The sequence below is a fragment of the Streptomyces coryli genome (assembly GCF_011044975.1).
GTDB classification, from domain to species: Bacteria; Actinomycetota; Actinomycetes; order Streptomycetales; family Streptomycetaceae; genus Streptomyces; species Streptomyces coryli.
Genome location: NZ_JAAKZV010000024.1, coordinates 39,694 through 54,381 on the forward strand (window position 1 = coordinate 39,694; position 14,688 = coordinate 54,381).

Sequence of the window (14,688 nt, forward strand, 5' to 3'; positions counted from 1 at the left end):
ACATGACATCGATAGCCATCGACGCCGGCACCACCAAGGTGAAGGTCGTCGGATACGGGCCGGACGGCGCGGAGCTGACGGCCGCCAGCCGCCCGACCCAGGTGCTGCGGCCCCGACCCGGTTGGTCCGAGCAGGACATGGACCAGGTCTGGGACGCGGTCGCCGGCGCCGTCCGCGAGGTCGTCGCCGCCCTCCCCGAGCCGCCCGGCCTGGTCGCCGTGACCGGGCAGGGCGACGGGGCCTGGCTGGTCGACGACCGGGGCCGCCCCACCGGCAACGCCGTGCTGTGGAACGACGGCCGGGCCGCCTCCCTGGTCAGCGAGTGGGAGCGGGACGGCACCGTGGCGGAGGCCTTCCGGATCTGCGGATCCCGGCTGTCCACCGGAATGCCCAACGCCGTCCTCGCCTGGATGCGCGAGCACGACCCGGACCGCCCGGCCCGCTCCCGGCATCTGCTGACCTGCGGCGGCTGGCTCTTCCTGAAGCTGACCGGCGAGGCGGCCGTGGACGAGTCGGAGGCCTCGGCGCCGTTTCTGGACCTGCGGCAACGCACCGTGTCGGACCGGCTGTTCGAGCTCTACGGGCTGGAGTGGGCCCGCGACCTGCTCCCCGCCGTCCGCGACGACGACCACCGCGTGACGCAGCTCAGCGCCGCCGCCACCGCCGAGACCGGGCTGCCCGCGGGCATCCCGGTGGTGCTGGCCCCGTACGACATCTGCGCCACCGCCATCGGCTCGGGTGCGGTCAGTGCGGGCCGGGCCTGCACCATCCTCGGCACCACCCTGGCCACCGAGATCGTGGTGGACTCCGCCGATTCCGTGGCCACGGACGACCCGGTGGGCATCACCGTCACCCTCGGCGTGCCCGGCCACTACCTGCGCGCCTTCCCCACCATGAGCGGCGGCGACATGCTCGACTGGGGCGCCCGGCTGCTCGGCCTCGCCTCGGCCGGCGAGCTGATGAGCCTGGCCGAGCGGGGCGCGGAGCACACGGCCGGGGTGCGCTTCCTCCCCTACCTCTCCCCCGCCGGCGAACGCGCCCCGTTCTTCGACCCGGCCGCCCGCGGCTCCCTCTCAGGGCTCTCCCTGGACAGCGGCCGCGAGGACGTGGCGCGCGCGGTCGTGGAAGGCGTCACCATGGCCATCCGCGACTGCCTGGCGGCCGCCCCCACCACCCCCGGCCTGCTGACGCTGAGCGGCGGCGGCGCCGGCAGCGGCTACTGGACCCGGCTGATCGCCGACCTCACCGGGGTGCCGGTGGCCATCCCCGCCGATACCGAGATCGGGGCCCGCGGCGCCTGGCTGACCGGCATGGTCGCCACCGGCCGCGAGCCGGACTTCCCGACCGCGGTGGCCCGGCACGTGCGGATCGCCGATACCTATGAGCCGGACCCGAAGCACAGCCCTGCCGCGGCCGACCGCTACGCGGAGTTCCTGCGGCTGCGGGAGCTCCACCGCCCGATCTGGGGGACGACCACCCGATGACCTTGACCGTCTACCTCGTCCGGCACGGGGAGAGCGTGTGGCACGCCGAGAACCGCTACGCCGGCGTCACCGACATCGACCTCACCGACAACGGCCGCGCCCAGGCCCGTAACCTCGCCGCCTGGGCGGGGCAGGCGGAGCTGGCGGCGGTCTGGTCCTCCCCGATGCTGCGCTGCCGGGAGACCGCCGGGGAGAGCGCCACCCGGGCCGGGCTGCCGCTGCGCCTCGATCCCCGGCTGCGCGAGCTGGACTTCGGCATCGCCGAGGGGCTGACCCGCGGCGAGATGCGGCAGCGGCTGCCGGGCGAGCTCAAGGCCTTCGAGGCCGACCCGGTGGCGAACCACTTCCCCGAGGGCGAGGACCCGGCGGCGGCCGCCGAGCGCTATCTCGCCTTCCTCGCCGATCTGCGCGCCGAACACCGGGAGGGCCGGGTCCTCATCGTGGCCCACTCGACCGCGATCCGGCTCGCGCTGTGCCGGCTGCTGGGCATGCCGCTGGGCGACTACCGCCGGGCCTTCCCCTACCTGGCCAACTGCGGCTTGAACGAACTAGTTCTCCGGGACGACAGTCCCGCTTTGCTGGCGCTCAATAAACCCGTGATCCCGTGACGTCGCGACCCCGTGACCTCCTGAAAGGACCTCGCATGCGCGGCAAGCTCGTTGGAACGGCCAGAGCGGCTGTCATCGCCGGGATCACGATCCCGGCCCTCCTCCTCACCGCCCCCGCCCCCGGTGTGGCCGCCGACTCCGGAAGCAGCTCCCTCCCGTCCCACATCCACGGCGGCGCCTGGCCGACCAGCCACGTCCAGGGCGTGACCGTGGACAAGGAACGCGGCTTCGTCTACTGGTCGTTCACCCAGATGCTGGTCAAGACCGACCTCGACGGCAAGGTCCTCGGCACCGTCGAGGGGCTCACCGGACACCTCGGCGACATCGACCTCAACGACCGCGACGGCCGGGTCTACGGCTCGCTCGAATACAAGGCGGAAGAGGCCTTCTACATCGCGATTTTCGACGTGTCGAAGATCAACCGGATCGGCATGAACGCCGAGACCGACGGCGTCATGACCGCCGTCCACCTCGGCGAGGTCGGCAAGGACTTCACCGCGGACATGGACGGCAACGGCGTCTTCGACGGCGACACCGCCGACACCCCCGACCACCGCTACGGCTGCAGCGGCATCGACGGCGTCTCCTTCGGCCCGGAATTCGGCAAGCGGGGCGGCGAGCAGAAGCTGATGGTCGCCTACGGCGTCTACTCCAACACCACCCGCACCGACAACGACCACCAGGTGGTCCTGTCGTACGACGTGAGCGACTGGGCCGCGTACGAGCGCCCGCTCTCCCAGGCCGACCCGCACCGCAGCGGCCCGAAGCGCTACGACGGCAAGTACTTCGCGTATACGGGCAACACCACGTACGGCGTGCAGAACCTCCAGTACGACCCGTACACCCGGAACTGGATCATGGCGGTCTACCAGGGCAAGAAGGCGGGCTTCCCCAACTACTCCTTCTTCACCGTCGACGGCTCCGCCGAGCCGCGCCGCGGCGAGATCAAGGGCCAGCAGCAGCCGGAGACCGGCAAGCTCCTCACCCTCCGCAAGGCCGGCCTGCACGACCCGGCCACCGGCGTCCGCGGCTGGGAGTTCCACGGCAACTACGGCTTCGACGCCCTGGGCGACGGCCGCTATTACGTCGCCGAGGGGCGCGCCGTCGAGGAGGACGGCGTCACCAAGCAGGAGGGCGAGGCCTACCTCTACCGCTGGACGGGCGCGACTCCGACACCGTTCGAGCGCGTCAACTGAGCCGCGACAGTCCCGATCGGTCCCAAATCGACGACGGGTGATCACAAAGGAGCACCTCGCGAAGCCCCACGCCAAGCAGCAGCCGCAATACCTAGAGTGAACTCCGGGCTCGTATCCGCCCCTGCCGCCGAAGGGGAGTCATGGACGGCTTCGCACAGCCCATGCAGTCGGACCGCAGCCCGGACGTGAGCGCGGGGCTGCCCGCCGAGCTCACCCGTTTCATCGGGCGGGAGGCCGAACTGGCCGAAGTGTCGGCGGCATTGGGGCAGGAACGGCTGGTCACCTTGATGGGCGCGGGCGGGGTCGGCAAGACCCGGCTCGCGCTCAGCACCGCCCGGCGGGTGGCCGAGCACTGCCCCGACGGCGTGTACTTCGTGGAGCTGTCCGAGCTGCGCGACCCGGAGCTGCTGGCCAACGCGGTCGCGGCGGCCGTACAGCTGCCGGAGCAGTCCGAGCGCAGCACGCGCTCCCTGCTGGAGACGCTCATCGCCTACTTCGGGCGCAAGCGGCTGCTCATCGTCCTGGACACCTGCGAGCATCTCGTCGACGCCTGCGCCGTGTTCGTGCAGTCCGTGCTGCGCTATTGCCCGCAGGTGCGGGTGCTGACGACCAGCCGGCAGCCGCTGGACGCGCCAGGCGAGAGCGTGCTGCAGGTCATGCCGCTGCCCGTGATCGACCCCGACGAGGAGACCCTGTCGGGCGCCGAACCCAGCGACGCCATGCTGCTGTTCGCGGAGCGCGCGGCCGCCGTGGTCCGCGGCTTCGGGCTCACCGACGCCAACCGCGAGCCGGTCGCCCGGCTCTGCCACCGCCTCGACGGCATCCCGCTGGCCATCGAGCTCGCGGCGGTACGGCTGCGGGCGCTGTCCCTGGAGCAGCTCCTCGCCCGGCTCGACGACCGCTTCCGGCTGCTGTCCGGCGGCAGCCGCAGCGTCCTGCCCCGGCACCAGACCCTGCGCACCGCCATCGACTGGAGCCACGGCCTGTGCAGCGAGCAGGAGCAGCTGCTCTGGATCCGGCTGTCGGTCTTCGCGGGCGAGTTCGAGCTGACCGCCGCCGAAGAGGTGTGCGCGGGCCCGCGGCTGCCCGCCGACGAGATCCTGGAGTGCCTGATCGGCCTGGTGGACAAGGCGATCGTGCTCCGCCTCGACGACGAGGGCGACGGCAGCGACGCCCGCTATCGCATGCTCGACACCATCCGTGAGTACGGCAGGGAGCGGCTGGCCGAGAGCGGCGCGGAGCTCGAGTACCGCACCCGGCACCGCGACCACTGCCTCGCGCTGGCCGAGGAGTTCGACGCCCGCTGGCTGACCGGCGATCAGGTGGCGTGGATGCGGGCGGCCTGGCACGAACGGGCCAGCCTGCGCTCGGCTCTGGAGTTCTGCCGCACCGAACCCGGTGCGGCCGGGACCGGCCTGCGGCTGGTCTCCGCGCTGTGGGGGATGTGGCTGTGCACCGGCCGCCACGACGAGGGCCTGTACTGGCTGGAGCGGCTGCTCGCCCAGTGCCCGGGACCGCATCCGGACCGGGCGACCGCCCTGCGGGTCGCCGGCCACCTCAGCCTCATGTCGGGCGCGCACGCCCGCGGCCTGGAGCTGACCCAGCAGGCGCGGGACGCGGCCGACGAGGGCGGCGGCCGCCTCGACGCCGCGTACGTCATCTTCAACCAGGGCCTCGCGCACACCCTGACCGGCGAACTCGACTGGGCGCTCGACCAGCTCAAAGACGCCCGCGAGCGGTTCGCCACCCTCGGCGAGCGCGGCGGCGAGGCCTGGATGCTCGGCACGATGTGCGGGTCGTATCTGTGCGCCGGCGAGTACGACAAGGCACTGGCGACCTTCGACGAGACCCAGCCCATCCTGGAGCCGCTGGGCGAGCGCTGGGTGCAGGGCTGGGTCGGCTGGATCCGCGGGGCCGCGCTGTGGGGCCTCGGCCGCCACGACGAAGCCGCGGCCGTGCTGCGCTCGGCCGTCGCGATGTGCATGGAGATCGACCACGCCCAGGGCATCGCCTTCTCCATCGACACCTTCGGCTGGATCGCCGCCGCCGAAGGCCGCTTCGAGCGGGCGGTGCCGCTGCTCGCCGCGGCGGACCGGCTGTGGGAGAGGTTCCACGACCCGCGGCTCGGCATCCCCGCCATGCACCAGGCCCACGACGAGGCGGTGGCCGCGGCACGCACCGCCCTCGGCACCCGCCGCTACGAGAAGCTGTACGCCGCCGGAGCCGCGCTGCCGCTGCAGGCGGCGGTGGACCGCGCCGTCAGCGCCCCGCACGCCGCGGCCACGAAGGAGCGGGCAGGACGGACCCGCGGCGGCTGGGCCATGCTGACCGTACGGGAACGGGAGATCGCCGCGCTGATCGCCGAAGGCCTCTCCAACCGCCGCATCGCGGAACGGCTGACCATCTCCAAACGCACCGTGGACTCACACGTCGAACACGTCAGAGGCAAACTGGGCTACGCGTCACGCGCCCAGATCGCCACCCTCGCGACGTCCCATCAGTCCTCGTCCGGCACCAGCTGAAGCGAGATCGAGTTGATGCAGTACCGCTCGTCCGTAGGCGTCGGATAGCCCTCGCCCCGGAAGACATGGCCCAGGTGCGAGCCGCACCGCGCGCAGCGCACCTCGGTCCGCACCATGCCGTGCGAGCGGTCCTCGATGAGCTCCACCGCGTCCGAGTCCGACGGGTCGTAGAAGCTCGGCCAGCCGCAGTGGCTCTCGAACTTCGTGTCGGAGCGGAACAGTTCGGCGCCGCAGGCGCGGCAGTTGTAGACGCCGGTCGTCTTGGTGTCCGTGTACTCGCCGGTGAAGGCCGGCTCCGTGCCCGCCTCGCGGAGGACCTGGTATTCCGCCGGGGTCAGCTCCTCGCGCCACTGCTCTTCCGGCTTGTCGATGTCGTAAGAAGACACTTCAGCCCTCCTGGAGACGGGTCAAGATCTGCGGGCCGAGGTCCGTCACGTCCCCGGCGCCCATCGTCAGAACCAGGTCGCCCGGCTTCGCCATTCCCACAATCGCCTCGACGGCGGCCGGCTTCTCCGCGACATGCGTCACGTCCGCGCCTTCAGCACGCGCCGCGTCGACGATGAGCGCGCTGGTCACGCCGGGGACCGGGTCCTCGCGGGCCGGGTAGATGTCGAGGACCACCGAGGCGTCGGCGAGGGCCAGCGACTGGCCCATCTCCTTGCCGAGCTCCTGGGTGCGGGAAAAGAGATGCGGCTGGAAGAGGACCAGGACGCGAGCGCCGTCGGCCGCGCCGCGGATCGCCTCCAGGTCGGCGGTCATCTCGGTGGGGTGGTGGGCGTACGAGTCGATGACCTGGACGCCCGCCGCCTCGCCCTTGAGCTGCAGCCGGCGCTTCACACCGGTGTACGAGGCGAGGGCCGGAGCCAGCTCGGTCGCCGGTACGCCGAGGGCGGCGCCCGCGGCCAGGGCGGCGACGGCGTTCAGGGCGTAGTGCCGGCCGGGGACGGAGACCGTGAAGGTGAGCTCCCGGTCGCCGTCGTCCATCGCCACCGTGACCCGGCTCGTCAGCCCCAGCGGGGTGATCGACAGGACGCGGACGTCCGCGTCCTCCGCCTCGCCGTACGTGACGACCCGGACCGAGCCGGGCGCCAGGCGCTCGCGCAGCACCCGCGCGCCCTCGTGGTCGGCCGACAGCACCAGCGTGCCGCCGGGGACGACGCGGCCCACGAAGGTCTCGAAGGACTCGTAGATCTCGTCCATCGAAGCGTAGTTGGCGTGGTGGTCGAGCTCCACGTTGAGGATGATCGCGACCTCGGGCGCGTACTTGTGGAAGCTGCGGTCCGACTCGTCCGCCTCGGCGACGAAGATCTCGCCGGCGCCGTGGTGGGCATTGGAGCCGGGCTCGTCGAGGTCGCCGCCGATCGCGTACGACGGGTCGAGGCCGAGGGTGCGCAGCGACACCGCCAGCATCGAGGTGGTGGTCGTCTTGCCGTGGGTGCCGGCCACCGCGATGGGGCGCAGGCCTTCCATCACGGCGGCGAGGGCGTCCGAGCGGTGCACGACCGGAATGCCGCGCTCCCGCGCCGCCACCAGCTCCGGGTTGTCCTCCCGGATCGCCGACGAGACGACGATCGACGAGGCGTCCGGCGCCAGGTGCGCCGCGTCGTGCCCGATGTGGACGGTGGCGCCGAGGGCGCGCAGCGAGGCCGCCGTCGCGGACTCGCGGGAGTCGCTGCCCGCGACCCGGGCGCCGCGCTGGGTGAGGATCTTGGCGATGCCCGACATGCCCGCGCCGCCGATGCCGATGAAGTGGGGGCGGTCCAGGTCGGTGGGGATCGCCGGTGCCATGCGCGCTGCTCCTCGGGGCCGGGCCAAAAACAGGACTGGTCTGTCGGGCCCGATTCTCGCATGCGTGACCTGGCGTGCGGCCGCACGCCAGGTCACCTGCAGGTTTCCCGCTACACGTCGTTGTGAGCGAACAGCTTCAGCACCGGGACGCCGACCTTGTGCCGGGCCCGGGACGCCCAGTCCCGGTGGAAGAACTCCTCCACCAGGTGCGGGGCCGTCAGCACGATCACTTCGTCGGCGTTGGTCTCCTCGACCACCGAGCGGAGCAGCTGCAGCGGGTCGCCGCCCATGATCTGGCCGACGGCCTCGGCCCCGGTGTCGCGCAGCGACTTCAGCGAGTGCTCGAGCGAAATCCGCGCTGAGTGGGTCGCGGCGTCACCCTCCGGCTCGTCCCCCTCGTGCACGGCTTCTTCCAGTTCCCCGAGTGCTACGTCGTCGAGCGCACGCAGCAGCCGGTCCTGGTCCCCCCGCGGCTGCAGCAGGACGACGAAGCTCACCGGTTCGTCGCCGTGCAGCGTCGTGACCATCTCGACGTCCACGGGAACCAGGGGCTTCTCGATCATCAACACAGTAGTGAACACGACGGGCGCCCCATCTCCTCAGAAACGATCCTGCGGCCTTAGTCTGCCCATACCCAGCAAAGCGGAACGACAGATTCCAGATATTTCTCAGGGACGACGGTAGCGGGTGTAGAGGAACCCGGCCTCTTCCAGCACCGACTCCAGCGCGAAGTCGGCCGGGGTCTCCAGCGCCACCCCGCCGCCCATGATCCGCGGCGCGTCCCCCACGACCACCCGCGGCGCGATGGACAGACACAGCTCGTCCAGCGCCCCGGCCGCCGTGATCCGCCCCAGCAGCGTCGGCCCGCCCTCGGTCAGCAGCCGGGTGAGACCGCGCTCGGCGAGCGCCGTCCTCATACGGGCCGGATCGGCGCCCGCGGCCTCGCCGGCGACGATCACCTCCACCCCTGCCTTACGGGCCGCCCGGACCCGCTCCTCCGGCGCCAAAGCCCCGGTGACCAGCAGCGTAGGCGTCAGCGGAGCGGAGAAGAGCGGCAGCGTGAAGTCCAGGTCGAGACCGGCCGAGAGCACCACCACCGCCGGCGCCGGGGTCTGCCCGGCCGCCGCCCGGCGGGCGGCGAAGGCATCGCGGGCGCGGGCGGGCCGGTAACCCTCCTGGCGTACCGTTTCCGCACCGACCACGACCGCGTCCGCCAGGCCCCGCAGCACGCCGAAGACGCGCATGTCGGCCTCGCTGGACAGCGGCTTCGAGCGGCCGCCGTGGTGGGCCGCGCCGTCCAGCGAGGCCACCATGTTGGCCCGCAGCCAGACGGGCTCTCCGGGCGGGTAGGCATACGCGTCGGCGAGCTCGTCGAGGCTCCACTCACGGTCCGTAAAAGACTCAGCCGCGGCAGCCGGATCGGGGGTAGAGGGGAACAGACGTCGCATAGGGGGCAGTGTGGCATGCCCCACGCCGGTCCTGACCGGGTCCGGCGGGCTCCGGATCGCGCCGTAAAATGTGTACGTGCCAACGTCCCCCGAGTCCCAGCCCGCCGGTCACATACCCGCGGCCCTCTGCGAGCGCCGTCCGCATGTCCCGCCCGAGCGGCTGGTGGCGGAGATGGTGCCGCCGCCGCGCTTCGACGCCGTGCGCTTCGCGACATACGAGCCCGACCCCGCGCAGCCCAGCCAGGCCGAGGCGGTCAAGGTGCTGTCGGACTTCGCCGCGGGCCTCGGCAGCGGCGAGCCCGCCAAGAAGCGCGGCTGGTTCCGCAAGGCCCCCGCGGCGCCCAAGGGCCCGCGCGGCGTCTACCTCGACGGCGGCTACGGCGTCGGCAAGACCCACCTGCTCGCCTCCCTCTGGCACGCCACCGACGCGCCGCCCGAGAAGAAGGCGTTCGGCACCTTCGTCGAGCTGACCAACCTCGTCGGCGCGCTCGGCTTCCAGAAGACCGTGCAGACGCTCGGCGGCCACCGGCTGCTGTGCATCGACGAGTTCGAGCTCGACGACCCCGGCGACACCGTGCTCGTATCGACGCTGCTCGGCAAGCTCGTCGAGGCCGGCGTGGCGCTGGCGGCGACCTCCAACACGCTGCCCGGCAAGCTCGGCGAGGGCCGGTTCGCGGCCGCGGACTTCCTGCGCGAGATCCAGGGCCTGTCCGCGCACTTCCGCCCGCTCCGTATCGACGGCGAGGACTACCGCCACCGGGGCCTTCCCGCCGCGCCCGCGCCGGCGGCCGAGGAAGCGGTGATCAAGGCGTCGCACGCGACCGACGGCGCCACCCTCGACCCCTTCCCGGCCCTGCTGCAGCATCTCGCCGAGGTGCACCCGAGCCGGTACGGGGCGCTCACCGACGGCATCCGCGCCGTGTGCCTGACCGGGGTCAAGGAGGTGCCGGACCAGGCGACCGCGCTGCGTCTGGTGGTGCTCGCGGACCGGCTGTACGACCGGGAGATACCCGTGCTCGCCTCTGGCGTCGCCTTCGACCGGCTGTTCAGCGAGGAGATGCTCGCCGGTGGGTACCGAAAGAAGTACTTCCGCGCGATATCCCGGCTGACCGCCCTGGCCAGGGACGGTCAGGGACTGCTACCCGCGTAGAAACTTCAGCCCGCCTAGTTCACACGCGGTTCATCTGGGTGGTACACACAAGCAGCCCAGATTCCTGTCCGCCAGCAGGGAGTTGAACTGCAGATGTCAACGACACGCCGTCAGATGCTCGCCCGTACCGGCGCCGCGGGCGCCGGTATCGCTTTCTCCGGTGCCCTCTCCGAGCTCTTCGCCGGCTCCGCCTTCGCGGCCGGCACCGGGTACGGCGATCTGATCAAGGATCCCAACGGCCTGCTCGACCTGCCGAAGGGGTTCAAGTACAAGGTTCTGTCCCGCGAGGGCGAACCGATGAGCTCCGGCGAAGGCCCGGTGCCGACCAATTTCGACGGGATGACGACCCTCCGCGGCCGCCGCGGCACCCGCCACCTCGTCCGCAACCACGAGAACCGGCACAACGGCAAGATCCGGGTCCCTGCCGTCGACGGCATTACCTACGACCCGAACGGCATGGGCGGCTGCACCTCGCTGCACCTGGACAGCCGTAACAACGTCCTGGACGAGCACACCGCCATCGCCGGCACCGCGGTCAACTGCGCCGGCGGCCCGTCCCTCTGGGGCACCTGGCTGACCTGCGAGGAGAACGAGGACAAGGCCGGCACCAACGGCTACACCAAGGACCACGGCTTCATCTTCGAGGTGCACCCGACCGACACCCGCAAGCTGGGCGGTGCGGTGCCGCTCACCGACATGGGCCGCTTCCAGCACGAGGCGATCGCCATCGACCCGTCCAACGGCGTGGTCTACGAGACCGAGGACGCGTTCCAGAAGCCGTTCGGGCTCTTCTACCGCTTCCTGCCGAAGAAGCCGCTCGGCGGCATGGGATCGCTGCAGGCCGGCGGCAAGCTGCAGGCCATGCGGGTGCCGGGGGTGCCGGACCTGTCGTCCGTGCAGGAGACCGGCGCCACCTTCGACAACGTGGAGTGGGTCGACGTGCCCGACCCGCTGGCGAAGGAGACGCCGATCCGGCTGCAGGACTTCGGTGCGAAGGGCATCACCCATTCCCAGAAGCTCGAGGGGTGCTACTGGGGCGGGCGCAGCGTCTACTTCGTCGCCAGCTTCGCCAAGTCGGCGGAGGGCTCGGCCGCCGACCACTACGGCCAGATCTGGAAGTACACCCCGAGCTCCAAGCGGCTCACCCTCGTCATCGTCTTCGGCCCGGACTCCGACCTGCAGCTGCCGGGCGAGGAGCCGGACAACATCGCGCTGGCGCCCAGCGGCGGCCTGATGGTGTGCGAGGACGGGGAGGGGGCGCAGCATGTGTACGGGCTGTCGCGGGGCGGCGAGGTGTACGCGATGGCGCGGAACGCGCAGAACATCGGCACGCCTGAAGCCCCGGAGTGGGGCGAGTTCGCGGGCGTCACCTTCTCGCCGGACGGCGAGACGATGTATGTGAACTGCTACAACCCCGGCACCACATTCGCGGTGACGGGGCCCTGGAAGCACTAGCCGGCTCCGCCGGGGGCCGCCGCTGAAGAAATCCGGGGGCTCCGCCCCCGGGCCCCCTTCCCGGATGGCGCTGCCGCCTGGTGCGACGGAAGATCGGACCAGGCGGCAGCGCCGGCGAAGGAGATCGCGATGGCCAAGGACAAGAAGGCGCGGGTCGACGACCTGCGTGAGCTGCTGCGCGTAGCCCCCGGCCGGCAGGTCGACCTCGCCGCGTACGATGCCCGCGCCACCCCCGCAGGACCGCAGAAGAAGGCCGCGGGCCGCGAGGCCATCGCCGCCATGGGCGCGGAGCTCGCCCATCTCCAGGAGCGGCTCTACGCCGCCTCCACCGCGGGCGACCGCCGCCGGCTGCTGCTCGTGCTGCAGGGCATAGACACCTCCGGCAAGGGCGGCACCGTCAAGCATGTGATCGGGCTCTTCAACCCCTCCGGCTGCCGTATCCGCGCCTTCAAGCAGCCGACGGACGAGGAGCGCAAGCACCACTTCCTGTGGCGCATCCGGAAAGAGCTCCCCGAGGCGGGCGAGATCGGCATCTTCGACCGCTCGCACTACGAGGACGTGCTCATCGTCCGCGTCCACGAGCTGGTCCCGAAGGACGTCTGGTCGGGCCGCTACGACGAGATCAACCGCTTCGAGCAGTCGCTGGCGGACGACGGCGTCACGGTCGTCAAGTGCTTCCTGCACATCAGCAAGGACAAGCAGCACGAGCGGCTGCTGGCCCGGCTCGACAACCCGGACAAGTACTGGAAGTTCAACCCGGGCGACATCGAGGAGCGGCAGCACTGGGACGACTACCAGGCCGCGTACGCCGAGGTGCTGTCGCGCTGCTCGACGCCGCAGGCGCCGTGGTACGTGATCCCGGCCGACCGCAAGTGGTACCGCAACTGGGCGGTGTCGCGGCTGCTGCTTGAGCAGCTGCGGGAGCTCGACCCGCGTTACCCGGAGGCGGACTTCGACGTGGCGGCGTGCCGGGAGCGGCTGCTGGCGGAGCGGTCGTGAACCCGCGGCCGTAAGCCGTATGACGCACCGTCACCCCGGTGCGTAGGCCATCCGAAGACCACGGCGCGCATGCCCTGCGGTGCGACTTTACGTTCCCCCTATGATCCGCGCTTCCCGCCTCGCCGCCGTATTCACCGCCGCCGCCGCCGTGCTCCTCACCGCCTGCGGCACGCCCTCGTCCCCCGGGACCCACGAGCCGTCGCCCTCCACCACCGCCGAGCAGAAGGCCCCGCACGCCCGCCACGCCGCGAAGAAGCGCGCCCTCGCGCCGGTGTGGCGGCACGGCGGCCGCGCCGAGAAGGTCGTGGCGCTCACCTTCGACGCCGACATGACCGCCGACCAGGGCGAACGGGCCGCGGGCGGCGAGCGCTTCGACAACCCGCAGCTGATCTCCACCCTGAAGCGCCTGAAGGTCCCGTCGACGATCTTCATGACGGGCGCCTGGGCCTCGCAGTACCAGGACCAGGCCCGCGCCATCGGCCGTAACGACCTCTTCGAGGTCGCCAACCACTCCTACTCGCACTACGCCTTCACCCCGTCGAAGTGCTTCGGCCTGCCGAGCCTGGAGCAGGACAGGATGCGCGCCGACGTCGAACGCGCGAGTGCCGCCTTCCGGCGCGCCGGGGTGCGCAACACCGTGCCGTACTTCCGCTTCCCCGGCGGCTGCTACAACGACCGCTCACTGCGCGCGCTCGCCCCGCTCGGGATCACAGCGGTCCAGTGGGACACCGAGAGCGGCGACGCCTTCGCGACGGACGCGGAGGCGGTGGCGACGGAGGTACTCGACGGCGTCCGCCCCGGCTCGGTGGTGGTCATGCACTGCACGCGCAGCGCGGCACCGGTGACAGAGGAGGCGGTACGCAAGATCGTCCCGAAGCTGCGGGCGCAGGGGTACCGCTTCGTAAAGGTGTCGGACCTGATGGCGAGCTAGGCGGGCATCACCCGGAGCAGGCGGTCCGCTGCGCCTCGTGCCATTCGCATACGGGACAGAGCGTGACGCCCTTGCGAGAGGCCGGGTACTCGGTGGGCTCGCCGCAGTGCACGCAGTCGGCGCGGGGCTCGTCTTCGGTGGGTGTGGCGGACATGGGGGCACTCAACCCCGCCGGGCGGCGGCCGCGCAAGCCACGCCGACCGCCACCGCCGCGGCGGCAGCTGCGCCCGCGAGGGGCAGCCACGGCACTGGGATCGTGCCCTGGCGCGATGCGGCGACCAGGTCGGAGACCGCGGCGTTCGCCGGCGAGCCGCCGGCCACCAGTACCGCGAGCGCCGACAGCGCCGTGGCGGGCACGGACCAGCCGGGGCGGCGCAGCAGCGGCCGGTTGCACAGCGCGCCGACCGCCGTCCCGACCAGCGCGCACGCCGTCGCAGCTATCAGCCCGGACCCCGCGGTGCGTACGACGGGCCCGGCACCCTCGGGACCGTCGCTGATCGCGGCGGTGACCGCCGTACCGACCGCGCCGAGCGCGACGGCGGCGAACAGCCCCGTCGCGACCGCCGCCAGATGCACCCGCCAGGGCCGCTGAGCCGCCGCCGCGACGGCCCGCGCCGCGTCCGGCTCGGCATTGACACAGACACGCACCAGCCACGCAGTGACCGGCAGCAGCGCGGCGGCGGCGAAGCCGAGGGAGTCCAGGACGGGGTCACCGGCGCGGACCCCGATGCCGACGATGACCGCGTAGAGGAGGACCGGCGGCAACCAGCGCTGGGAGCGGAGGAGGAGGGCGGCGTCGTAGCGGAGGAGGGCGATCACCGAGGGTCTCCCTGTGCCGGGTCGGACGGGTCGCTGGGGTTGACTGGGTCGACCGGAGGCACCGGATTGACCGACCGGATGCGCCACGGCGGCCGGGCGTCGAGCAGCGCGCGCAGGGCGGCGTTCACCTCGGGCTCGGGCACGGTGATGCGGACCGCGCCGTCGGCAGACGGCTCCGCCGCGCAGCCGGCGGGCAGTTCGGCGGGGAGGGTCGCGCCGGGCGGGCCCTCGGCCTCGATGGCCGCGTTCGCCTCGGGCCCCCGCGCGGCCCCGGCCGCCCGCAAAGCC

14 protein-coding genes and 1 pseudogene are annotated in these 14,688 nt (G+C 72.0%); 8 read left to right on the forward strand and 7 right to left on the reverse strand.

The genetic code is table 11. The features are described 5' to 3' along the window. The first annotated feature begins 2 nt into the window (after positions 1-2). From G5C51_RS08645 to G5C51_RS08660, 4 genes are all read left to right on the forward strand, one after another. Positions 3-1,484, forward strand: a complete 1,482-nt coding sequence (locus G5C51_RS08645) for an FGGY-family carbohydrate kinase (RefSeq protein ID WP_165234400.1) — start codon at positions 3-5, stop codon at positions 1,482-1,484. Continuing rightward, on the forward strand, positions 1,481-2,092 hold the full coding sequence (locus tag G5C51_RS08650; RefSeq protein ID WP_165234404.1) for a histidine phosphatase family protein: 612 nt from the start codon (positions 1,481-1,483) through the stop codon (positions 2,090-2,092). Before G5C51_RS08645 ends, G5C51_RS08650 begins: the two co-directional genes overlap by 4 nt. A 35-nt stretch (positions 2,093-2,127) precedes the next feature. After that, positions 2,128-3,288, forward strand: a complete 1,161-nt coding sequence (locus tag G5C51_RS08655) for a hypothetical protein (RefSeq protein WP_165234407.1) — start codon at positions 2,128-2,130, stop codon at positions 3,286-3,288. 140 nt (positions 3,289-3,428) lie between these two features. Continuing rightward, positions 3,429-5,810, forward strand: coding sequence for an ATP-binding protein (locus G5C51_RS08660; RefSeq protein ID WP_165234410.1), 2,382 nt, complete (start codon positions 3,429-3,431; stop codon positions 5,808-5,810). Here the strand turns inward: G5C51_RS08660 and msrB are convergent. The 4 genes from msrB to G5C51_RS08680 all read right to left on the reverse strand — a co-directional run bounded on the left by msrB (position 5,786) and on the right by G5C51_RS08680 (position 9,046). Next, positions 5,786-6,196 (reverse strand): peptide-methionine (R)-S-oxide reductase MsrB, encoded by a 411-nt coding sequence (gene msrB / locus G5C51_RS08665; RefSeq protein WP_165234413.1) that lies wholly within the window; start codon positions 6,194-6,196, stop codon positions 5,786-5,788. The two genes, G5C51_RS08660 and msrB, sit on opposite strands and share 25 nt — an antisense overlap. A gap of 1 nt (position 6,197) precedes the next feature. Beyond that, positions 6,198-7,598 carry a UDP-N-acetylmuramate--L-alanine ligase gene (gene murC / locus G5C51_RS08670; RefSeq protein ID WP_165234416.1) on the reverse strand — a complete coding sequence of 467 codons (1,401 nt, stop codon included), beginning with the start codon at positions 7,596-7,598 and terminating at the stop codon, positions 6,198-6,200. Between the two features lie 110 nt (positions 7,599-7,708). Beyond that, positions 7,709-8,179 (reverse strand): indole-3-glycerol phosphate synthase, encoded by a 471-nt coding sequence (locus tag G5C51_RS08675; RefSeq protein ID WP_165234419.1) that lies wholly within the window; start codon positions 8,177-8,179, stop codon positions 7,709-7,711. Between the two features lie 87 nt (positions 8,180-8,266). Then, a complete protein-coding gene (locus G5C51_RS08680) occupies positions 8,267-9,046 on the reverse strand; it encodes a pyrimidine reductase family protein (protein WP_165234422.1) in 780 nt (259 codons plus the stop codon). A 76-nt stretch (positions 9,047-9,122) separates the two neighbouring features. Here G5C51_RS08680 and zapE point away from each other — a divergent pair, with 76 nt between their 5' ends. The 4 genes from zapE (at position 9,123) to G5C51_RS08700 (ending at position 13,581) form a co-directional block, all read left to right on the forward strand. Further along, positions 9,123-10,196: a cell division protein ZapE gene (gene zapE / locus G5C51_RS08685; protein ID WP_338118066.1), complete on the forward strand. Its 1,074-nt coding sequence runs from the start codon at positions 9,123-9,125 to the stop codon at positions 10,194-10,196. Between the two features lie 93 nt (positions 10,197-10,289). Beyond that, on the forward strand, positions 10,290-11,651 hold the full coding sequence (locus tag G5C51_RS08690; protein WP_165234425.1) for an alkaline phosphatase PhoX: 1,362 nt from the start codon (positions 10,290-10,292) through the stop codon (positions 11,649-11,651). Between the two features lie 129 nt (positions 11,652-11,780). Beyond that, positions 11,781-12,650: a PPK2 family polyphosphate kinase gene (locus G5C51_RS08695; RefSeq protein ID WP_165234428.1), complete on the forward strand. Its 870-nt coding sequence runs from the start codon at positions 11,781-11,783 to the stop codon at positions 12,648-12,650. Positions 12,651-12,750: 100 nt separating this feature from the next. Beyond that, on the forward strand, positions 12,751-13,581 hold the full coding sequence (locus tag G5C51_RS08700) for a polysaccharide deacetylase family protein (protein WP_165234431.1): 831 nt from the start codon (positions 12,751-12,753) through the stop codon (positions 13,579-13,581). 7 nt (positions 13,582-13,588) lie between these two features. Here G5C51_RS08700 and G5C51_RS08705 read toward each other — a convergent pair whose 3' ends face one another. From G5C51_RS08705 to G5C51_RS08715, 3 genes and pseudogenes are all read right to left on the reverse strand, one after another. Then, positions 13,589-13,735 (reverse strand): hypothetical protein, encoded by a 147-nt coding sequence (locus G5C51_RS08705; RefSeq protein WP_165234434.1) that lies wholly within the window; start codon positions 13,733-13,735, stop codon positions 13,589-13,591. Positions 13,736-13,743: 8 nt separating this feature from the next. Further along, on the reverse strand, positions 13,744-14,400 hold the full coding sequence (locus tag G5C51_RS08710; RefSeq protein ID WP_165234437.1) for an ABC transporter: 657 nt from the start codon (positions 14,398-14,400) through the stop codon (positions 13,744-13,746). Then, positions 14,397-14,688: pseudogene (locus G5C51_RS08715) on the reverse strand (hypothetical protein); the annotation flags it as partial. The gene G5C51_RS08710 and the pseudogene G5C51_RS08715, both read right to left, overlap by 4 nt.